Annotated in this window: 22 protein-coding genes; 16 read left to right on the forward strand and 6 right to left on the reverse strand. The window is 33.8% G+C overall.

Going from position 1 to position 22,656, the window contains the following annotated elements:
• The first annotated feature begins 49 nt into the window (after positions 1–49).
• The 14 genes from J3D55_RS17250 (at position 50) to J3D55_RS17315 (ending at position 14,441) form a co-directional block, all read left to right on the forward strand.
• Complete coding sequence (locus J3D55_RS17250) at positions 50–1,699, forward strand: DEAD/DEAH box helicase family protein (RefSeq protein ID WP_259132725.1); 1,650 nt, start codon at positions 50–52, stop codon at positions 1,697–1,699.
• Positions 1,680–2,867: a type I restriction-modification enzyme R subunit C-terminal domain-containing protein gene (locus J3D55_RS17255; RefSeq protein ID WP_259135128.1), complete on the forward strand. Its 1,188-nt coding sequence runs from the start codon at positions 1,680–1,682 to the stop codon at positions 2,865–2,867. The genes J3D55_RS17250 and J3D55_RS17255 overlap by 20 nt, the downstream gene beginning before the upstream one ends.
• A gap of 12 nt (positions 2,868–2,879) precedes the next feature.
• Positions 2,880–3,038 (forward strand): hypothetical protein, encoded by a 159-nt coding sequence (locus J3D55_RS17260; RefSeq protein ID WP_162989984.1) that lies wholly within the window; start codon positions 2,880–2,882, stop codon positions 3,036–3,038.
• A gap of 5 nt (positions 3,039–3,043) precedes the next feature.
• Complete coding sequence (locus tag J3D55_RS17265) at positions 3,044–3,616, forward strand: ABC-three component system protein (RefSeq protein ID WP_259132726.1); 573 nt, start codon at positions 3,044–3,046, stop codon at positions 3,614–3,616.
• A 3-nt stretch (positions 3,617–3,619) separates the two neighbouring features.
• Positions 3,620–4,123 carry an ABC-three component system middle component 5 gene (locus J3D55_RS17270; protein ID WP_310467218.1) on the forward strand — a complete coding sequence of 168 codons (504 nt, stop codon included), beginning with the start codon at positions 3,620–3,622 and terminating at the stop codon, positions 4,121–4,123.
• 236 nt (positions 4,124–4,359) lie between these two features.
• Complete coding sequence (locus tag J3D55_RS17275; protein ID WP_374759507.1) at positions 4,360–6,018, forward strand: coiled-coil domain-containing protein; 1,659 nt, start codon at positions 4,360–4,362, stop codon at positions 6,016–6,018.
• Entirely contained in the window at positions 6,018–7,253 is a 1,236-nt protein-coding gene (locus J3D55_RS17280; protein ID WP_259132728.1) for a restriction endonuclease subunit S, read from the forward strand. The genes J3D55_RS17275 and J3D55_RS17280 overlap by 1 nt, the downstream gene beginning before the upstream one ends.
• 3 nt (positions 7,254–7,256) lie before the next feature.
• Positions 7,257–9,335, forward strand: coding sequence for an AAA family ATPase (locus J3D55_RS17285; RefSeq protein WP_259132729.1), 2,079 nt, complete (start codon positions 7,257–7,259; stop codon positions 9,333–9,335).
• Between the two features lie 2 nt (positions 9,336–9,337).
• Positions 9,338–10,174, forward strand: a complete 837-nt coding sequence (locus tag J3D55_RS17290) for an HNH endonuclease (RefSeq protein ID WP_259132730.1) — start codon at positions 9,338–9,340, stop codon at positions 10,172–10,174.
• Between the two features lie 19 nt (positions 10,175–10,193).
• The gene (locus J3D55_RS17295; RefSeq protein WP_259132731.1) at positions 10,194–10,547 is read left to right on the forward strand and encodes a type I restriction-modification system subunit M N-terminal domain-containing protein; all 354 of its coding nucleotides are present in this window, start codon (positions 10,194–10,196) and stop codon (positions 10,545–10,547) included.
• Between the two features lie 19 nt (positions 10,548–10,566).
• Positions 10,567–11,724, forward strand: a complete 1,158-nt coding sequence (locus J3D55_RS17300) for an HsdM family class I SAM-dependent methyltransferase (RefSeq protein WP_259132732.1) — start codon at positions 10,567–10,569, stop codon at positions 11,722–11,724.
• Between the two features lie 10 nt (positions 11,725–11,734).
• Positions 11,735–12,685 (forward strand): toll/interleukin-1 receptor domain-containing protein, encoded by a 951-nt coding sequence (locus J3D55_RS17305; RefSeq protein WP_259132733.1) that lies wholly within the window; start codon positions 11,735–11,737, stop codon positions 12,683–12,685.
• Between the two features lie 53 nt (positions 12,686–12,738).
• Positions 12,739–13,380, forward strand: coding sequence for a hypothetical protein (locus J3D55_RS17310; RefSeq protein WP_259132734.1), 642 nt, complete (start codon positions 12,739–12,741; stop codon positions 13,378–13,380).
• 44 nt (positions 13,381–13,424) lie between these two features.
• The gene (locus tag J3D55_RS17315) at positions 13,425–14,441 is read left to right on the forward strand and encodes a restriction endonuclease (RefSeq protein WP_259132735.1); all 1,017 of its coding nucleotides are present in this window, start codon (positions 13,425–13,427) and stop codon (positions 14,439–14,441) included.
• Between the two features lie 131 nt (positions 14,442–14,572).
• On the opposite strand, the gene J3D55_RS17320 is transcribed toward J3D55_RS17315, so the two are convergent.
• On the reverse strand, positions 14,573–14,881 hold the full coding sequence (locus J3D55_RS17320) for a helix-turn-helix domain-containing protein (RefSeq protein ID WP_259132736.1): 309 nt from the start codon (positions 14,879–14,881) through the stop codon (positions 14,573–14,575).
• A 379-nt stretch (positions 14,882–15,260) separates the two neighbouring features.
• Here J3D55_RS17320 and J3D55_RS17325 point away from each other — a divergent pair, with 379 nt between their 5' ends.
• Both J3D55_RS17325 and J3D55_RS17330 read left to right on the forward strand, forming a co-directional pair.
• Entirely contained in the window at positions 15,261–16,076 is an 816-nt protein-coding gene (locus J3D55_RS17325; RefSeq protein WP_259132737.1) for an RNA polymerase sigma factor, read from the forward strand.
• A gap of 1 nt (position 16,077) precedes the next feature.
• Positions 16,078–17,172, forward strand: a complete 1,095-nt coding sequence (locus tag J3D55_RS17330) for a hypothetical protein (protein WP_259132738.1) — start codon at positions 16,078–16,080, stop codon at positions 17,170–17,172.
• Positions 17,173–17,495: 323 nt separating this feature from the next.
• On the opposite strand, the gene J3D55_RS17335 is transcribed toward J3D55_RS17330, so the two are convergent.
• The 5 genes from J3D55_RS17335 to J3D55_RS17355 form a co-directional block, all read right to left on the reverse strand.
• Positions 17,496–18,542, reverse strand: coding sequence for a hypothetical protein (locus J3D55_RS17335; protein WP_259132739.1), 1,047 nt, complete (start codon positions 18,540–18,542; stop codon positions 17,496–17,498).
• 411 nt (positions 18,543–18,953) lie between these two features.
• Positions 18,954–19,937, reverse strand: coding sequence for a DUF8464 domain-containing protein (locus tag J3D55_RS17340; protein WP_259132740.1), 984 nt, complete (start codon positions 19,935–19,937; stop codon positions 18,954–18,956).
• A gap of 218 nt (positions 19,938–20,155) precedes the next feature.
• Complete coding sequence (locus J3D55_RS17345; RefSeq protein ID WP_259132741.1) at positions 20,156–21,316, reverse strand: VapE domain-containing protein; 1,161 nt, start codon at positions 21,314–21,316, stop codon at positions 20,156–20,158.
• Positions 21,317–21,417: 101 nt separating this feature from the next.
• The gene (locus J3D55_RS17350; RefSeq protein ID WP_191180910.1) at positions 21,418–21,699 is read right to left on the reverse strand and encodes an excisionase family DNA-binding protein; all 282 of its coding nucleotides are present in this window, start codon (positions 21,697–21,699) and stop codon (positions 21,418–21,420) included.
• Positions 21,700–21,823: 124 nt separating this feature from the next.
• On the reverse strand, positions 21,824–22,624 hold the full coding sequence (locus J3D55_RS17355; protein ID WP_259132742.1) for a hypothetical protein: 801 nt from the start codon (positions 22,622–22,624) through the stop codon (positions 21,824–21,826).
• Between the last annotated feature and the right edge of the window lie 32 nt (positions 22,625–22,656).

A 22,656-nucleotide genomic window follows, 5' to 3' on the forward strand; every position in this document is an offset into this window, starting at 1 on the left:
AATTGTGAAAATAGTTTTTTTGATTATATTTGAAGAAAACTGAATATCATTGACTAACCTTAACCAAAATCCAGAGCAAAAAGCCCGCGACCAAATTGATGATATGCTTCGACAAGCTGGCTGGCACGTGCAATCTAAAAATAATATCGATTTCAGTGTAGGATTGGGTGTTGCTATTCGTGAATACCAAACCAGTGTTGGTCCCGCAGATTATTTACTTTTTGTCAATCAAAAACCTTTGGGTTTAATTGAAGCCAAAAAAGAGGATGAAGGACATCGGCTTTCGGTTGTTGAAGAACAGTCAAAAGAGTACGCAACAGCGGCACTTAAATTTTTCAAGAATACAGAAGGATTAAAATATATCTACGAAAGCACGGGCGTTCTTACCCGATTTACCGATTATACCGACCCAAAACCAAGAGGGAGAAATGTTTTTAGTTTCCATAAGCCGGAGACTTTGTTGGAATGGTCAAAAAGAGAAAAAAGTTTACGAGGGCGGTTTTCAGATTATCCTACATTGGATGAAACAGGTTTGCGTCCGGCACAGATTATTGCCATAAATAATTTAGAAAAATCTTTTAAAGGCAACCGACCAAAAGCGCTGATTCAAATGGCGACGGGTGCGGGTAAAACTTTTACTGCAGCTACTTTTATTTACCGCTTATTGAAATTTGCAAAAGCTAAACGCATTTTGTTTTTAGTAGATACCAAAAACTTAGGCGAACAAGCTGAGCAGGAATTTAGGGCGTATCAACCACAGGATGATAACCGAAAGTTTACAGAGCTGTACAATGTGCAACGATTGACCTCGAGTTATATCGCTGATGAAAGTCAGGTGTGTATTTCTACCATTCAGCGGATGTATTCTATTCTGAAGGGCGAGGAAATGGATGAGGATGAAGATGTCGTTAATCCTAATGAAAATTCTTCCTGGATAGAAAAACAGTTGGCAAAAAAAGATGCCATTCCGGTTACTTACAATTCAAAAGTTCCTATTGAGCAATTTGATTTTATTATTATTGATGAATGCCACCGTTCTATTTATAATCTTTGGAAACAGGTGTTGGATTATTACGATGCTTTTTTGGTGGGCTTAACCGCAACGCCTGACAAAAGAACCTTTGGTTTTTTTAATGAAAATGTAGTGAGCCAATATACTTACGAAGAATCTGTTATTGATGGCGTGAACGTTCCTTATGATGTTTACTTAATCGAAACCGATATTTCCACCAAAGGAGCTTTGATAGAAAAAGGCTGGTTTGTAGATAGAAGAGATAAACTGTCGAGAGCTAAACGCTGGCAACAGGAAGATGAAGACACTGCTTATTTGTGCAACGATTTAGATAAAAAAGTAGTCAACATCAGCCAAATCAGAACGATTATTACGACTTACAAAGACGCTTTAAGAAAAGACATTTTCCCTAATCGTTTTGATGAAAATGGCGAGTATGAAGTGCCTAAAACTTTGGTATTTGCCAAAACCGACAGCCACGCAGATGATATCATCAACATCATCAGAGAAGTGTTTGACGAAGGCAATGATTTCTGCAAAAAAGTAACCTATAAAATAGAAGAAGACCCAAAATCGGTATTGAACCGTTTTAGAAACGACTATTATCCGCGTATTGCCGTTACGGTAGATATGATTGCGACCGGAAACCGATGTAAAACCTTTGGAGGTGTTGCTGTTTATGCGTGATGTAAGAAGCATCAATTATTTTGAACAAATGAAAGGACGTGGTACCCGTACCATTTCTGCTGATAAATTAAAACTGGTGACCAAAACTGCCGATGCTAAAACACATTTTGTGATTGTAGACGCAGTGGGTGCCACAAAATCTAAAAAGACCGACAGCCGTCCGCTGGAACGTGCGCCAACCATTCCCTTAAAAGATTTGTTGCAGGCCGTTACAATGGGTGTGCAGGAAGAAGATGTGTATCTTTCTTTGGCTAACCGACTCATCCGTTTGGAAAAACAACTGACCGATGCCGAAAAAGAGAAAATACAAGAACTGGCAAAAGGCAAAAGCTTAAAGCAGATGACCCGCGAACTGATTGAGGCTTTTGATGCTGATGTAATTGCCGATAAAGCAAATGCTATTATTGCACAAATCCCAGTGGATGAACGTACGCCTGCAAAAGAAGAGCAAGCCAGAGCCGAAGCTCAGGAAGCTTTGCTAAAAACAGCTTCACTAACCTTTAATGGAAAATTGAACGACCATATTGATAATGTGCGCAAACAGCACGACCAGATTATTGACCATATCAATCTGGATGAAGTAATTAAAGCAGAATGGGACACTGAATCTGTGGACAAAGCCAAAGCAATGATTAGCGATTTCAGCGAATACCTGAAAGCCAATAAAGATGAGATACAGGCACTGAGTATTTTCTACGACCAACCTTATAACCGCCGCAACATTACTTTTAAAATGATAAAAGAAGTAATGGATAAACTGAAACTGGAAAAACCGCTCTTGGCTCCGGCTCATGTTTGGAGTGCTTATGCCGGTATAGAAGAAGTGAAAAGCGATTGCCCGAAAGATGAACTGACGGCATTGGTTTCTTTGATTAGAAAAGTGTGTGGTATAGATGAAGAACTGAAACCTTTTGATAAAACCATTGACGAGAATTTTAAGCGTTGGATTTTTGCACAAAATGCCGGACAGCACAACCGCTTTAGCACCGAGCAAATGAAATGGTTGCGAATGATAAAAGACCACATTGTAAGTTCGTACCACATTGAGCTCGATGATTTAGATTATAACCCGTTTGACAGCAAAGGCGGAAGAGGAAAGATGTACCAATTATTTGGTAATGAAATGGACAGTATTATTAATGAATTAAATGAAGCGTTAGCTGCATAAAAACTATAAATTATGACAACACAAGAAATTATAAGCGCAATTATTGGAGCAATAGTAGGGGCAGGAATATCTATCCCAATTACATTAAAGATTTCAAAATCAAATTCTAATAACGTAACTCAAAGTAATATTAAAAGTAATGGAGACGTTGTGGGTCGAGATAAAAAATGATTTCTATGGATTTAAGTAGAATAAAGCAGGAACATATAGAAGCAGGAGGAGATGTAGTTGCAGGCAATAAATATGATCATAGTGTTAATTTAAACAATGTGCTAAATCCTGCTACGGATTATATGCTGGAATTAGTTAAAAAATTTAAAGATGAAGCACTTACTAATAATAAGTTTAATGATATAGTAGACAACTTAAATCATTACAGCACTAATTTAGATGAAGATACTGTTTATGACTTAGAGTATAAACTGAAAGCAGGTAAACGTGATTCTGAATATAAAAGAGCAGCATTACTAAAAGAAAGAATAGCAAAGAAAATTAAACTTAATGAAAATAGTGAAGCAGCTCAAGAAATTTATGCCTATCTATTGTCTCAAGTTTGCTCAGATTTCAATATGCACGTGTATCCGTTGATAAAGACGTCTTCTATAATTCAAATCAATTTATTACTTGATGAAAGGGTTATAAAGCCTGCTCAAGCAATTTTAGGAGAGAATGTATTAAGACTTCTTAAAGAAGACGTTAACGGAATGATATATTTTTTAACAGGTAATTGCCACATAAAATGGGAATAATATATGCTAATTTATAATCCAGCCTACGACATTTATCACACAATGTATAGAATACTTTTGTTGAGTTCTCGAATTGTAAACTCAATAGAAATAGACAAGCTAAAAATTCTTGATTTCTATTATGTATATCCTACCGAATTATTAGATATCAAAAAGCCAGTTGGTTTTAAAAAGTATGAAAAATTCTTAAAACCAGAAAAAAACAAGTATGATAGGGTAAATAATCCTAAAAGGATATTTTATAAGATGAATAGCATACAGTATCAGGCAATGAAAATTTTGGTGGCGTATGGATATTTAGATTCAGAAAGTTTTGAAAATGGAATGGTAAAAATTACCAAAAAATCCTTAGAAAAAGAATTTCAGGAGACTTTAGAAAAATCAATCGAATTAAATATAAACTTGATTACTTTGTTAACTGGACCTTTTGCTGTTATTAATTTGTACGGACATCTTGGCTTGAAAGAAAGAACAGGATTAATTGAATTTAGATATGACACAATATAACCCTTTTTTAAAATTAAATAGATTGATAATATTTTCTCACGAAGGAAAAACTGCATATGATCAAAATTTTCATAGCGGGGTAAATATTATAAGAGGGCATAACAGTTTCTGGAAAATCAACTATAGCAAATTTTATTTTTTATATACTGGGAGGAGACTTTAATAAATGGACTTCACAAGCTCTCAAGTGTAAGGATATTATTGCCGAAGTTGAAATAAATGATGCAAAAATCACATTGAAAAGAAATGTCTCCGAAAAAGCTATGCAGCCAATGTCTATTTTTTGGGGAAGCTATGAAGATTCAAAAAAATCTGGTAGTGAGAATTGGGAAATATTTCCATACAAAAGATCAGACAATAAAAAAAGCTTCTCTAATGCTTTGTTTTTAGCCTTAGGATTTCCTGAATTAAGAGGTGATGTTGATAGTAATATTACGATGCATCAAATTCTTAGACTTATATATATAGATCAAAAAAGTTCTACACAAGATTTAATGATGTCTGATAACTTTGATTCTTCTATAACAAGAACAACTGTAGCAGATTTATTATTTGGTGTTTATGATGATACCTTATATACTGATAAATTAGAATTAAGAGAGAGCGAGAAGGAACAAGAAATATTTAAAAAGCAGTTTGAAGGAATAGAATCAATCTACAAATCGACTGGTGCAGAAACAAAAATTGATACTATTGATGCACTCATCAAAGAAAATCTAGAGCAATTAAAAAAAATTGATGAAGTATTATCCAATAGCGATAATGTTGCTAATTCTGATATAGATGATGAAACTCAAGAGATTATCGCAAAGTTAAATGATTTGTTTTTGGGTCACAAAAGAGAATATGCAGATACTCTTAAAGAAATTGAGTATTATGAATATGAGATTTTAGATTCTAATGAATTCATTGCTAGCTTAACTAAACGAAGTTTGTCAATTAACGAATCTTTAGTGACAAAAGAACTTTTCGGAAACATAGATTTTACCCATTGTCCACATTGTTTAAGTGAGTTAACAGCAACACATCCAGAGCATAGTTGTAGTTTATGTAAACAAGTATTACCAGAGGAGCAAATAAAATCTCATCATAAAAAAATGCAACAAGAAATAGACAATCAAATACGAGAGTCGAAAATGTTGCTTAAGGATAAGCAATTAAAATTACAAGAGTTAAAATCACTTATTCCGTCTCTAAACAATGAGATAAGAAATACTCAAAGTGAAATTGAATCTATATTAAATAAATTTAAAACAAACAGGAACACTAACTACGACTCTCTACTAATAAAAAAAGGAGAGTTGACTTCTAAAAATAATTTTTTAATACAGCAACAAAAAGCGATATCTAGAATTGATGCCCTAAGAAAAGAATTGAAAAGATTAGATTTTAAAATTAAAGAACTTAAATCTTCAATAATAGCTAAAGAAACAGATAAAAATTTAAAATTATTTAGTGCTCGTTCTTTTATTCAAACTAAAACTTTAGAAATATTAAAAAGTGATTTAGGAAGACAAAAGGAATTTGCGAATGCGAAGAAAGTAGAATTAGATTTCTCTAAAAATACTTTTTTATTAGATGGACAAAATAATTTTTCTGAAAGCTCGAATGTATATCTTAAAAATAGTATTCGATTTGCAATATTTTTTGCGTCTTTACAATTTGGTTTTTTTAGATTTCCTAGATTTATCTTATGTGATAATATTGAAGATAAAGGGATGCAACCCGATAGAAGTAAAAGTTTTCAGAGAAAAATAGTTGAGCTTTCAAATAGTTCAAATGTTGAACATCAAATTATTTTAACTACGTCAATGGTAGATGAAGATCTAAATGGTACCGAACTTTGCGTTGGGGAATTTTATGATGAAAACAACAAAACTTTGAAGAATATTTAATGAACTGGAAACAAAAAAGACTCAGCGAAGTCTGTGATAAAATTTCTTTAAATAAAATTAAAATAAAGCAAAAGGATTATTTATTTGAGGGAAAATATCCAGTTATTGACCAAGGTCAAGAATTAATTGGAGGATATTATAATAACGAAGATTTACTTGTGCCAAATGACCCACCATATATTATTTTTGGTGATCACACTAAAGTCAAAAAATTTATTCCCTTTCGGTTTATAGCAGGTGCAGATGGTGTTAAAGTTTTAAAAGCAAAAAATAATATTTTACCTAAATTCCTATATTATCTTTTACATACTATAAAAATTGAGAATAAGGGCTATGCTCGTCATTTTCAATTATTGGAGAAAGAGACGTTCTTATTTCCCGAAAATCTTCCCGAACAACGAGCCATTGTTAAAAAATTAGAAAGTTTATTTAGCAGTTTAGATGCTGGCGTTGCCGATTTAAAAAAAGCACAACAGCAATTAAAAATTTATAGGCAAGCGGTTCTGAGAAAATCCTTGGATGCTAAAGAAAGAATTTCAATTTCTGAATTAATACAGAATTTAAGTCAAGGTTGGAGCCCAAAATGTTTGAGTGAAAATGTAGAAAATAATGAAGAGTGGGCTGTAATCAAAACAACGGCAGTTCAACACGGAGAATTTCTTCCTTACGAAAACAAAAAACTACCAACAGATTTAGAGCCAAGAGAACAGCATCAAATAGAAATCGGGGATATATTAATAACTCGAGCTGGACCAAGAATTAGAGTTGGGGTTTGTTGTTTAGTAAGAAAAACTAAGCTTAAGCTTATAAATTGTGATAAAGTTTATAGAATAAAATTGAAAGAAACTTTTGTTTTGCCAGAGTACTTCGAACTTGTATTGAATAGTCCAGATTATCTTAAATTAATAAATGATATTAAAACTGGTAGTAGTGATAGTGGATTAAATTTAACTCAAGATAGATTTTTAAAATTAGAAATTCCTCTGCCTTCAATTAAAGAGCAAATTGAAATAATCAAGCAAATCGAATCACGTTTATCTGTTTGTGATTCCATAGAACAAAACATCAAAGAAAGTTTAGAAAAAGCAGAAGCCTTGCGCCAAAGTATTCTTAAAAAAGCATTTGAAGGTAATTTGTTAACTGCACAGGAATTGGCAGAATGTAAATTGGCGGAGGATTATGAACCTGCGGGTGTGTTGCTGGAGAAAATAAAGGCCAAAAAAATAAAAAAATAGATTATGCTCCAATTTGATCGTATAGAAAGACAGGACATACTGAAAGCAATAAAATGGTATAGTAATAACAAATTTATTGACGATAATTCATCACTTTATAGTTTTGTATATGAAAATGAAATTTATCCTCTTCGGACTATCGCATTGCAAGCTATTAGCAAAGAATATAATGATGTGGATTTTTTATATGATTTAATGGATGTGCTTTCACTTTTCGAAAGGCTTGAGTTTATTGTAGAGCGACGGAACGACATATGGAAATTGTCCTGTACTGTACCATATACTAATAAAAGTTCTTACGATTTATTGAAGAAAAAAAATATTGTTTACGGTTATAAAAAAGATGGTCAATATAAAAAAAATGATTTGATTTTAATTGTTGAAGGTTTTGTTGTACGAGCGATAGTGCAAATAAAGAGTGAACAGCTAATCACTGCCGCAAATGGAGACAATCAAATTAGGGATTTAATGCTTGAGCATGCTTTGTTAAAAACCGACTTTTATATGATGGAAGTTGAGTTTTATGAACTAAATTCTGCACAAACCTTTACTTATGAAGTAGCACAACAAATTATGAAAATACAAAGTTTTCCTATTCAAATAAAATCGGAGAATTTTTGGCATAATCGAAATGTTGTAATAAACGAAATCCACTTTAGCGCTGCCCCAAGAGGATTTGATAGATTAACTTATTCTACAAAATATCCAGTTATAATTTACCGTAAAAGTAATTGGAATGATTACGGCTACTCAACCACATTTAATTTTGATCTCTATTACAGTCCAAATTTTAAAATTGATATTGGTACCATAAAAATTGGAAACGATATAGACAAAAATATTGATCTTCCAGTTAACTTCGAAATGTTAGAAGGTAATCACTTTTCTTTAGGTGCTGACATTGATTATTATGAGAAATTAACTGAGATCTTCCCAGTAATATTTCGAGATATTTTAAAAGCACTTAACGATGTTGCTAATGATAGGTCGATTCTAAATAAATATTATGAGTTAGAAATTTTTCAGAAATCTTTATTAAGAAGCTCGGAGTCAGAATACATTCTTGAAAATTTATCAAAAATTTTAACTGATAGAATTAGAGATATTAGTTATGATTTTACATTTAAATGTAGAGTGGGAAATGCATTTAATGACCACGAAGTCAAATTTATAATCGAAGATTCTAAATCAACCAGCAGCAGATTTTATTGTATCGTTGGAAAAAATGCGACAGGGAAAACAAAATATTTGTCTAATCTAGCAAATAAATTAGCGGACAATAATGAAGTTGGAGAATTTATTCCTAACCGACCAAATTTCGTAAAGGTTATTGCAGCATCATTTAGTTATTTTGATAAATTTAAACTTCCAGGAAAGCAGGATACGAATTACGAATTTATTGGGATTAAAGATGATAATGGTACAATTAATCAAGATTTTAATTCGTCAAAAATTTGGCAATCATATAAGCGAATCGCAAAAGATCCGATTAAAAGTGAATTGTGGTATAAGTGTATTAAAAGTTCTTTAGAAACAGATTATTTAGATTTTTCACTAAGTGAACTGCGAAATGTAAGTCAACGTAAAAAATTTATTGCCCTGACTGAGAATATATTCAGTTCAGGTCAAAATATCATTTTCCAGTTTATTACGAGATTTATTGAGTGTATTGAAGAAAATTCAATTCTAATATTTGATGAACCAGAAACGCATCTACATCCTAATATTACTGGTCGACTGATTCGGACAATTGATTTTATTTTAAAACATTATAAATCCTACTGTATACTTGCTACTCATTCGCCAATAGTTGTCCAAGAAATACAATCTAAATATATTAGAATATTTGATCGTATTGAAAATAGTCCACTAATCTACCAGCCAGTAATAGAATGTTTTGGTGAAAATCTATCTGAAATAAGCAATAGTATTTTCAAAGTTGATGAAGAAAAAGAACTGTATAAAACGCAATTAGATGAATTAGTTAATCAAAATAAATCATTTAATGAGATTAATGATTTATTTGAGCATGGTTTAAGTTTAAACGCTCGAATTTACCTTTTGTCAAAAATCAAAAACTAATTATGCTGAGATGTTACTACATAGGAGGAGATGAATTTTTAGAATTTGAAAATATCATTAGTGAGAAGAACAATCCTGGAAAAAATATCTTGACAAATATTAAATCTCGTGTAAATATATCATATAGGCAATACCTTGATCGATTTGACGAGCTAGAATCTAAAGTGTCATCAGATTTTGAATTAATTGAATCAGAAGAAAGAAGGCATCTGCAAGGATGCTATTCAAGTTTAACTAGTATTTCGAGAAAAAGAAAAGCCTTGATTTACAGCGAGCAACCAGATGTTCTCAAAACTTTTTGCCCTTTTTGTCTGCTTGATAAGCCCAGAACTTTAGATCATTATATAGGCCAGGACGAGTTTCCAGAATATTCCTTTCTCGCAAAAAATTTGATTCCATGTTGTTATGATTGTAATCAAAAAAAAAATACGACGTGGCGAAGAAATGATAAAAGAAGATTTATTCATTTTTATAATGATGATTTTTTTGGTGAACAATTTTTATTTGCTGATTTAATTCTAGTGAGTAATACTCCAGCTCTCCGATTTTCATTGAAACAATCTCCTACTTTAAATGACACTAATTTTCAAATCATTCAATGGCATTTCGAAGATTTAGAATTGTTAGAACAATATGGTCTAAGATGTAATTCTCTTTTATCAACAGAGGTTAAGATTATGACACAACAAATAGCTAGTGGTTTGTCAATCCAACAATTAAGTGAGCAACTTTCAATAAGTGAAAATAATTTCGCAAATGACTTTGGGGTTAATTACTGGCATTCAGTGATGTATCAATGTATGTCTCAAAATGTAAATGAACTACTTAGTATAATGTAATATTCTTAAAAATAAAACAATGACAGAAGCAGCAATCGTATCAAAAATATGGAATCTGGCGAATGTGATGCGCCACGATGGAGTTGGGTATGGAGATTATCTGGAGCAGATAACATATTTACTATTCCTTAAAATGGTGGATGAATTAAACAAACCACCTTATAACAGAAACTTGCAATTGCCAAGACTGAAAGATGTAGAGGGCAAAGAAGTGGAAGGTGCAGAAGTTTGTTCGTGGGAGAATTTAACTTCAAAAAACGGTGCAGAAACTGGAGTCGTTTTACATTCAGGCTTTGCGTTCATTAGGTACAGAAAAAGGGATGCTGGGGCAAATCTACGTGAAGAGCCAAAACAAAATACAAGACCCATCTAACTTGCAACGTATCATCACAATGATTGGCAAAGAAGACTGGAGTATGATGGGAGCCGATGTGAAAGGAACCATCTACGAAGGTTTGCTCGAAAAGAATGCAGAAGATACCAAATCGGGAGCAGGACAATATTTTACACCTCGTGCTTTAATAAGAACTATGGTAGCGTGTGTACAGCCCAAACCAATGAAAACTGTAATAGACCCTGCTTGTGGTTCTGGCGGTTTCTTTTTGGCAGCATACGACTGGCTCACCGAAAACAATAAGCTGGATAAAGATGAAAAGATGTTCTTAAAGAACAATACTTTTCACGGAAATGAGATTGTAGCAAGTACACGCAGAATGTGTCTGATGAATTTGTACTTACACGGTATCGGTGAAATAGATGCAGAACCATTGGTAAAATCAAACGACGCACTAATAGCAGCAGAAAGCCAGACTTATGATTACATTTTAGCCAACCCACCTTTCGGTAAAAAAAGCGGGATGACGGTTACTAATGAAGATGGAGATATTGAGAAAGAAGATATTAGCTACAACCGTCAGGACTTTTGGGAAACGACCAGCAATAAACAGTTGAACTTTTTGCAGCACATCAAATCCTTGATGAAGATTGATGGAGAAGCAGCAGTTGTTTTGCCAGACAATGTTTTGTTTGAAGGTGGAGCCGGAGAGGAGATCAGAAAGCAATTATTAAAAACGACTGAGCTTCATACTATCCTGCGTTTGCCAACTGGTATTTTCTATGCTAATGGTGTAAAGGCGAATGTGTTATTCTTCAATAACAGACCCGCCAACAAAGATGCCTGGACTAAAGAAGTTTGGTTTTATGATTACAGAACCAATGTTCATCACACCCTAAAGAAAAAGCCTTTAGCAGAATCTGACTTATCAGATTTTGTAGAATGCTATAATTCTTCTAACATCAATAAACGTAAAGAAACGTGGAGTGAAGAAAATCCAAACGGTCGCTGGAGAAAGTACAGTTATGATCAAATCATTGCAAGAGATAAAACTAGTCTGGATATCTTTTGGGTGAAAGACCAAAGCTTAACTGATTTGGATAACCTACCAGACCCTGATGTTTTGGCATTGGAGATTATTGATAATATTGAAGCGGGCTTGGCGAGTTTCAGAGAGATTGTGAGTGAGCTGGAGAAGAGTGAGGAAATAAAATAAATAAACAATTATGAAAGCATTTATATCTTACAGTCATAAAGACTCAAATTATTTGGAGCGATTAAAAGTTCATCTAGCTCAGATGAAAAGAGATGGATTAATCACAGAATGGACAGATGAAGAAATACATGCAGGAGGTAGCTTAAATAATACAATAAGTGATGCGCTTAATTCTTCTGAATTATTTTTGGCTTTATTAAGTCCAGACTACATAGCTTCTAATTATTGCTACAACAAAGAGTTTGAAACGGCTCAAAGGATGCAGGAAGTAGGAGAAATTATAATAGTTCCGATAATTATAGAACCATGTGATTGGAAGAGAACACCATTTGGTAATTTAAAAGCGCTCCCAAAAGATGGAAAAGCTGTAAGTGAATGGACAAATGCAAATAACGCTTTTTTAAATGTAATAGACGAATTACGTCGTTTGACAACGTTGTCAAAATCAACTGTCTCTCTTCAAAATCTTCCCAAATCAACAGCTCCTGAGAAGATGGTCAGAAACTATAAAGTGAAAAAGTACTTTAGTGAAGTTGATAATTATAATTTTAAAGAAACAAGTTATCAGGAAATCAAAAATTATTTTCAGTCTTCAATTTCAGAATTGGATTCTGTGGAAAATTTACAAGCACGTTTTACTAATGATGGCAAAGGTTTTTTTACTTGCTTGGTCTCTAACAGAGCAAATAATCAAAGTAGTTTCTTGACAGTTCAAGCTGGAAGTGATGGTCAACGCCATTTTGGTGATTTGAGTTATTCATTTTCAGAACAGGTTAGTACAAATTCGATTCAAATGGGTAAGGTTTTCAAAATTGATAATGATGATTACGAGCAATTCTGGACAAAAAGCTCACAGGGATTTGGCTTCTCAAGTCAATCTAGTAGTCGATTAGCAGCTCATCAAGTTGCAGAAGAAATCTGGAATGAATTTATATCGGAAGTGGGTATTTCTGTTAATTAATATTTACAAAAATTTCCTATCAAAATTAGAAAGGATTTAAGAATATTATAATTATGGAGTTAAAACAATTATCTAATCAAATCTACTATAATTTGAAACTTTCTCAATATGGTAAGGAAAAAGAATTTATAACAAAGTGCTTTCAAAATCATTTAGAAAATCAATTTTACACGGTTAAGCTGCGACTGCATGTAATTGATTCTTTATATTCAACACAAATGAACAAACGATACTACGGTATTGAGGAATTAGCAGAATCAATTGCGCAATATAGTGACGAGATATTGATTGAAGAAGCTCAAAAAGTATTGATTGGTAAATATTCTGAGATTCTAGAGGCTTTGTTTAGTAATAAATATGGATATAATTCCATAGCACAAAAACAAAAGAAAGCAGTTTCTCTTATTTCAAAGTATTTATATTTTCTTACTGATTATCAGTTTCCTATTTATGATAGTCTGGTAAAAATTGCTTATCCAAAAGTAATTTTACAATATAATTTGAAAACAGAATACCTCAAAATTACAGATGCTAATTTTTTGAAAGCACTATCGCACCTTAATGAAGTTTCAGGTATAAATAATTTTGAAAAATTAGACAATTATCTTTGGTATTCTCAAAAAGTTGCGAATAAAAGTTATTCACTGATTTACAGTAAAGAGGATCACTTGAGTATGATAAGAATAAAAAACTAAAAAGTCAAATAAGGAATTTTATAATAATTTTAAAACTATAATACGTGGAGACAAACAGAATATGGATGGTTAGAGCCGGAACCGGAGGTTATCTAATAGATGAATTTTTGCAAAATAACATTATTGCAATTGGGTGGAATTATCTGGAAAATATACCTAGAGATATTTCTTATTCCGAATTGCGAAGGCAGTATGTGGAGACATATCCTCAAGATTCTGATGGCAGGACAAATCAAAGTGCAGGGCAATTATACCGTTTTGTAGTTGACTTTCAAATTGGTGATAAGGTTGTAACTTATGATTCCGGCAGTAGAAATTATTATTTGGGTGAAATTATTTCAGAATATGAATATAATGATAGTTACGAATTTTTTCATACACGTCGTGTTAAATGGATGGAGCATCCAACAAGCCGTGATGTATTATCAACAGATTCTAAAAATAGATTGGGCTCAGTCTTAACTATTTTTGAGATTTCTAGAAATGTTTGGAACGAAGTTCTTAGCCATAATCCTGCTGAAATGAGTGAAGAACAAATAGTAATTGAGGAGAAGAAAGAAAAAGAAGAAGAGCCAAAAGAACTCGAAGAAATTAGGGAGGATGTCGAATCTAAATCTACAGAATTTATAAAAGATATTATTGCAAACTTATCATGGGAAGATACAGAGCGATTAGTGGCAGGAATCTTAAGAGCAATTGGGTATAAGACGAAAATGACAAGGAGGGGATCCGACTTAGGTAGTGATATTTCTGCCTCTCCAGATGAGCTTGGTTTGGAAGAACCGAGAGTTAAAGTGGAGGTTAAGAAAAGGACAAAAGATAGAGTCACATCGCAGGAAATAAGAAGTTTTATTGGTGGATTGAGAGATTTTAATAAAGGTATTTATGTGACAACTTCTGGTTTTTCCAAGGATGCAAGGTACGATGCAGAGAGAGCTAATTTCCCTATTACCTTAGTGGATTTGGACTGGCTAGTAGAATTATTAGTAAATAATTATGAAAAATTAGATGTTGAAACAAAATCGCTTGTTCCATTAAAAAGAATATATTGGCCTCTTTAATAATTTAACATTGGTACATATTTAATGAATATAAAAATCCTGAGAATAATCTCAGGATTTTTATATTATTGCAAAGGTATTAACCTTTCTAGCATTCAATTATTTTACAACTAAAAAAATCCCAACTTTCGTTAGGATTTTCTCTTATTTTGATTTTTGAATTTTTCTTCCAAAAGCATAATCTCGCTTATTATTGTATCAAGTTCGCTCTGATTTAATTTAGAAACAACTTGAATTATATCAATGGCTAAAAAATTACAGATACTGATAATAATTTCAATTGTTGGATTGGTTTTTCCTCTTTCTATTCTACCAATGTAATCTTTAGATAGGTCTACCTCGTTTGCTAGTTGAAATTGTGATAATCCCTTTCTTAATCGGTATAGTTTAAAAATAATTCCGATTTGACTTTTTATTTCTTCAGAGCTCCATTTATACATTTAGTAAATTTTGTGAATAATTATATTTTTCATAGAGACTTATAAGACGTTTTTATTATTTTTTATTATATTTGCTAAATAAGTTACTGTAAAGTAACTTTGCGATAGTTCAAAGAAATAAAGAAGCTATTGCTTAGATTCTCGATTGGAAAACTGGCACTTTTCACAAAGCAACGAGTTGATAAGTAAATGTGCCCACGACTTCGGCGTGGGCTCTCTTATCGTTGCTCGGTATGCCAGTACCTCCAGTCGGTAAGTTGAGTTCCACGCTTTTTCTTTTGTGCTAAACTAAAAGAAATAAGGGTCAAAATTTAAGTAGAATTCTCTTAGCAGATATAAGCAGTTCCTTCTCGCAATAGTTTTGCAAAATACGCTGCTTATGAAAAGAACAAACACTTTGCCCCGGAAGTTGACTGATAATCAGTTATACAAACTGCTGAAAGAAGGTAATCCCACTGCTCTAAATCATATTCATTTACGCTACAAAAGACTTCTTTTCTGGGTTGGATGGCAAGTGCTGAAGGATGATTTTGTAGTAGACACTATTGTCCAGGATACCTTCCTCAAATTGTGGCTGCACCGTGACACCATTGAGACACCTGATCATATTACAGGCTTTTTACGGTTTGTGATGAAAAGGGATTGTATAGCGTATGTCACTGCTCCCCGGAATAAATTCAGCCGCTTAATGGCTTCTCTTGACAGTTTTGAGAATTATCAGGAGTATCTTGCAGGTTACGACCCCTTGAAAGATAAAGAGTATTTGCTTAGCCAGGAATCCGATCAAAACAAATTCGATGAAGTTAAAAAGGTGTTACCCGTTCTGAACCCCAAAAGGAAACACCTGATAGAACTCTGCCTTAAATATGGCTTTCAGTACAAACCCATCGCAGAGGCTATGGGAAGCAGTGTGACAGGCATCAGCACGGAGGTGAGCAAAGCCATAGATGAGCTTCGGAAAATTCTAAAAGTCACTTCTTTTGAGCAGCCGGAGGAAAAAGCTTTTGATAAAGAAGAGCGGTCAGAAAACCTTAGTAGTCAACAGCTCGAGATTATCAAAAGACGGTTTGAGCATAAATCTTCTTTTGCGGTAATTGCAAAAGAACTCATGTTACCTGAAAAGGAAGTCCATCGGGAATTTCTGTATGCCTATCAGCATCTTCAAAATCAAAATATTTCTCAAATACCGCTTTGATATGGAAAAGTCCACGATAACCCTGACCCGAAAAATTCAGCTGGTGATAGATGTCCCATCTGAAGATAAAAGCCAAATGTGGGGAAAGCTCTACCGGTATCAGAACCGATGCTTCCGGGCGGCTAATCTGATCGTTTCCCATCTGTATGTACAGGAAATGATCAAGGATTTCTTTTACCTCACCGAAGACATCAAATATAAGTTAGCTGATACAAGCAAAGATGAAATGGGAATCTTCGACCGTTCAAAAACGAACACCACGGCACGCCTGGTCTTTGACCGTTTCAAGGGAGAAATTCCCACAGACATTCTCGGATGCCTGAACAATACAATTCAATCCACCTTTTCCAAAAACAAAGCCGACTACTGGCAGGGCTCAAAATCCTTAATGAACTTTAAAAAAGACATTCCCATACCGCTTCCGGTCAAGTGTATCAGCAAAATGAAGTATGATTCTGAAAAAAAAGCGTTTAGCTTCAATATGTTTGCGATTCCGGTTAAAACATACTTAGGGAGAGATTTCTCTGATAAACACTTGGTACTGGAACGCCTCTTAAGGGAAGAGATCAAGCTATGCAACTCACAGGTCCAGCTCAAAGACGGTAAAATCTTTTGGCTGGCCGTCTTTGAATTTGAAAAGGAAGACCACCGTTTAAAACCCGAGATCATTGCTGAAGCATCCCTGTCATTAGAACATCCGATCGTGGTAAAAGCCAACAATGTGCGAATGAATATTGGCTCGAAAGAGGAATTCCTCTATCGAAGGTTGGCGATCCAGGCCAGTAACAAAAGGATTCGAGCCGGAGTCGCATATTCCCGTTCCGGAAATGGAACCAAACGGAAACAGAAGGCACTGCACAAAACAGAGGATCTGGAAAACCGTTTTGTCAGTCATCATCTTCATCTGTACAGCCGTAAGCTGATTGATTTCTGCATCCGGCAACAGGCGGGCACACTGATCCTTAAAGATCAAGAAGACAAAATCGGGATTGCAAAAGAACAGGAATTTGTGCTGCGAAACTGGAGCTATTATGAATTGCAGACCAAAATAAAATACAAAGCAGAAAAAGCCGGTATCGAATTGATCATCGGATAGCTAAAAAACGAGGGTGCTTGTAAACCCGTAGGGTGAGGTTTGAACACTCACTAAATACCGAACTAAATACTTTTTCTGGTGTATACAACGGCGTGGGTTTCTTTTTTTTCAAAAATGAAGAAAGCATAACCAAAAAAGCAAAGTATTGCAATAAGAATCCTACACTAAAAGGTATCATCAATCAATCTAGCGAGATTGCTTGCCTGATTGGTTTCTTCCCTGCTTTCTTGGAATCTTGAATTCTTGCTTTCTTGAAATCCTGACTTCTTGCTTCCTTGATTGCTATCAAGCAAAAGAGATTACCCTGCAATACGTGGTGGTGGTCAGAGTTTTTTTCTCTTTCTTTTATTTTGAATTGGAATATCCTCTGCCTCATAATTTGTATTGCTATTACCGAATTGCAACAGAGAGAAAAGCTGATTTGTCATCTCAGTATCTTTAAAAATCTCATTGAAGGCTGAAAATGGAACCGTATTTTCTTGTGAAATTTTCTGTGCTATTTTTTCCATTTCTGATATCAAATTTTGCTTATCTGTTCTCTCTAGGTATGGATTTCTAAATCTTGAAAATTTGATTTCCCTCTCAACAACATTAATAACAGAATCCAAATATTTTTTCTTTTCTGAAGCAAAAACTGTCGGGTTGGACAATAGAACAGCGTTTTTGCTTTTGAATAGATGTACTTGTTTTTGTAAATCAATAACCTTTGTATTAAGCTCAGTAATTTGTTTTGATTTGGATTCTAATTCGGTTTTATTTTTTAGAATTGTGCTTTTGTAAGTTCGAAATGCTTTTTCATAATTCTCAATGGTTTTATCAGTCTTAATTTTTTTAAAACCTAAAAAATCATTTTCCTTTACAACCAGCTCCTCCGATTTCTTCGAACCCATTTCAGATTTCATTATGTCATATCTTTCTTCCAAAACTTTTAGATCCTCTTCTTTCTGCTGAATTTTAAACTCAATAGCTTCTAATCTTCCTTTGGAACCAGAGATCCCTCTTTCCATATTTAGGCATTCAGCTGTCAGATCCTGCATTTTTGAATAATGGAAGGATTGGTGTTTAAGTGTTTTGCCAGTATTCAGATCCTGCCAGTCAGCTACCAGATGAGCGTGGTAATTTGGTTTCCATTCTTTCGTGTTTTTATCAGTGTGTCCTTCATCTTTGTGAATGGCGATCTGAAAAACACGGATATCCAATTCTTCTTCCAGTCTCTTGGCTAAGTTTTGAAGTTCCAGCATCGTTGTATCTTCTTTGATAACAACAACCGCTTCCCGAACAGGCATTGCATTCTTCTGTAATTTCCTCCCGGACTTTTCTTTGCAATACGCTTCGATCTTTTGGATCCTGTCAGCTATTTTCTGTTCCATCCAGTATTCATTTTTTGGTGTAAGGTCTTTCCGGATGTAATCGAAAGTTTTCTTCCTGAAATTATGGGTTTCAGAATCGGACTTAACAACTTTGAAATTAATAGAGGTCTTCATTGCTTTTACATCTTTAAAGTTTTACACTTCTATTGTTTTATCATTTTAAATTTTTGCTGAAGATTGCTGTAGTTATATTACGCAGCATTACTTTTTACCTGTGTTTATTTTACACACCTTCGATAAAAATAGCCTGGTGTTTTTTACACAGGTTCAATAAGCTAACCTGATATTATTTTACCCAGGTTAAAAGCCTCGCAGAGCGTATTAGAAACTTTGTTGGGAGGCACGACCTTCAAAGTTGCGAATGCGCTCCTAACTTCTGCGGGTAGTTGGTAAAAAATACAGCACGCCTTATCAGCGTTTCCTTTTAAAACCATTTGAATTTTTGATTTTCAGCTCCTGATTTCTGAACTGATGTTTATCCTGATCTGGAAATTTTTCAGATTGTTTTTCTGCCTTATTTGATATATTGTTTTTCATTCTTTGGATCAAAAATTCGTTGAAATCTTTATGGTTAGAATATATTCCGGAATGATCTTTTGCTTCCGGAAAGAATTTTATGATCTCAGATCTGCATTTGATTCCTGCATTATCATTGTCTAGAAAAAGATTGATATCACGATAATTTTTCAGATGTTCTAAGGATTTATTTAAAAGAGCAATGGAATTCATCACAAGAATATCTCCTGCAAAAGACTTTTGCAATTCTATAAAAGACAGGGCATCTATAAAACCTTCAAAAACGACTACACCTTGGACAGCTCTATCTTGAATATTTGATTTACCCTGATCATTGCTGCTGAGATCTATTATGGAAACATCCTTTTTAAATAATGAACCTTTGTAAAAAGCATTACGCAATTCAAAACCGCCAGACAAGTTCTCGAAACCAATGGCATATAGTTTCTTATTGCCGATGGTAAATCGTACTTCTTTTATATATTCATAGATTTTAGGACTTAATCCACGTCCCTGCAAATACTGTTTCAGGTTAGGATTCTGGAGATCCAATATCTCATCGATTCTGTAATTTGGTTCCGATTTTTTAATCTGTTGTTGCTGATGAAAAGAAGAAAAATTTTGTTTTTGCGCCCAGCCCAGAACTTCATTGACCGAAGTGTTCAAATATTTTTTCATAAAGTCGGTATTGTTCCCGCCGACACCTTCTGAATGAAGATACCAGGCATTAATTCTTTTATCCAATTTGAAAGAGGCTTGGGATTCGCTGGCAAAGGGGTTGAGATACCAAGCTTCTTTTTCATTTTGTTTCGTGGGAAGGTGTCCGAGAGAAAGGAGGACTTCTTCCAGCGATATGCTGTTAAATTGTTTACAATTCATTTTTGCTATGTTTTTTATTAAAATACTTACCTAGTTACCGATCTGTTGATCATCAAATCAATGATCCTCTTTTTAAAGACTACCTGGATCTACCTACTTACCCAATGTTATTATAGAGGTAACTTAGGTAGGTTTGGATTTATCTACTTACCTAAATAAAACATTCACATTGTGTCACTTAAAGCTCTTAGGTAGGTTGGTAGAATAATTCTGTCTAATTATTTTATGGTCTTCAATCGAATGAGATAACCGTAGATCTGTCTTTGGGGATGTTTAACCCTTGGAAATTTAAAAGAAGATAAAGCTCTTCCGATCTTTAAATGATTTAACCGGACACCGTGAGAATTCAGATCGATCATCACTTCTGTCGCGGTCATAAATTCTTCCAGATGATCGGAAGGTTCGTAGAACTTGTTCACGATCTCCTGTTCCAGGGTCATTTGCGTAAATCTTTCATTGCGTTTTTCATTCTCCAGAATATCTGTTACAGACAGTTCCGGATTATAATTTTTCCTATTAAAAGCATTGTAGTAGGCCTGCGCCCAAACCTTATCAATATTGATCTCTAACGAATAATTGAAGTTGATCTTCTCGGTCACTTCGAAAATGATCCACCTTACACTTCCAGAATCATCGGTTAAAAAATCTGTTTTATTGGTAGAACCCACAAAGCTGCAGATCCGCTCCAGGTATTCTGATTTCCTTGCGTAAGGCAATCTCTCGTTAATATGCGTTTTGGAGATATAGGCCTTCAATGAATTAATGTCTGCTTTGGCCAGAACTGACAATTCATCCAGATTGATGATCAGATTCTTGCACAATTTGATCCTGCTATCCTTATCCAGACCGATATCTTCAGAAATATAATTCATCAGTTTTTCAGGAATAAAAAACCTTAAAAATGTGGATTTCCCGCTATTCTGGATGGCATTTGCTAGAACCAGACAATGTTTGTTTATCTTTTCTTTTTCCAAAGCACATAATACCGCTCTTGTAAACCATTTTTCGGTATGGTAGAAAAATGAACCGTCATCATTGGTCTTCACATAAGAACAAAGCTTTTTGATATAATCTTCACCATCCCAATCTTCCAGACTTTTAAAATATTCTGAAATAGGATTATACTGTTCTATCAAATGACTTCTGACCAGGATCTCCAATTTATTGATCGGAATGTCAATTCCTGACTGAATAAGTTCGATAAATAATGAGTTCAAATTTAGATCTGACCATTTTTTATCTGACCTCAATTTGATCTCAAACTCCAGAGATATGGTATTAAATCGAATGGAATATTTAGAATTGAGATATTTCAATGCCCGGTCAAAGATCGTTTTAGTTTCTGTACCCGTTTGATACAGCGTTTTATTCTCTTCCATAAATATTTGGGATTGTGGAACCGGTACAAATAATTATTATATCTGAACTCTACTTCCAAGTAAACAAACATCTAAAACCTGACTGCTGCCATAGTCAGGTTTTATTTTTTGCGTAAAGAAAATTCTATGGCTTCCTGTTGAATTTCATCATTTGATTTATGGCTGTTTTTCAACAACCATTCATCGACTTTTTTGCGTTCAAAGAATAGAACTTTCCCATTAGGTTTAGAAAAAGGAAGACTGTTGGTATGAACTAATTTATAGATATAGGATTTTTTAAATCCTGTATAATCTGAAAGTTCTTCAACATTAAGAATAGATTTGAGACCTACAATATGCTTTTCAATTCGGTTCAGCTTGTGAAGGATGATTTCGTTTTCCATTGCTTTACTATTTTAAAATTTGTGTGGCAAAGGAAAACAAATGACGATGTCATTAAAATACTCGGATAGTCAAAACACCTATTAATAAAGGGTTTTAAAGTATAAAATTTGAATATGATTGATTTTACAAGATAAAATTGGTGTAAGCACTATTCAGGCTGCCGTATGGAATTTGAGAAATTTCTCCTTTTTCATACTTTACAAAGTTTACTATAATGAAATTCATTAAGCTTTTTCTCTTCGCTCTTTCGAATTTGATGTCGCCTCCCTCTAGAATTGAATGTAACAAGGAAAATAATTCGGTGTAGGTAATTACATTTTTACCAGATGTCCCGATCCATTTAATTTTATTCTCGACTTCTCTTCCTTTCAATAGATCTTCAAGATCACCCAATGAACTCTCCTCAATATTTTTAGTATTTGATCTGATGACCTCGGTAATTTCGGATAATGTCATTTTTCGGATTGAGATGCTTTGATTGACAAAATTCTTGATCTCAGGCAGAAGAGCAGATTCAAATTTTTTGGTCCAAATCAATCTTCCAAGCATAACGGCACCAACCACTAAATAAAACAGGATGGACAGACGATAGAAGAACAGTACATATTGATTCGAGATCGAAATATCTTTCAACATCATCAGTAAAATACCAAAATAAATAATGTAGATGAAAATCCTCGGCCTTTCGATCCGCGCGATCCACCAATCACGATCGAGGCAGAAAAAATAATAAAGGATCCATTTTACATTTACTCTACAAAATGGATAAAGAATAAAAATGATTGAAATAAGAAAGATGCTTTTTAAGAAATAAACTCTGAAGCTTTCAGGTAATAAATAAACTCCCAGCAACATCATCACTGAGATAATAAATGAAACCAGAATTAGTAGGGATGGTCTACTTTCTATATTTTTTTTCATCATAACTCAATATTTAATTCCGGAATAATCTCTGC

Origin of the sequence: Chryseobacterium ginsenosidimutans (genome assembly GCF_024807225.1) — a bacterium.
Taxonomy (GTDB): Bacteria; Bacteroidota; Bacteroidia; order Flavobacteriales; family Weeksellaceae; genus Chryseobacterium; species Chryseobacterium ginsenosidimutans.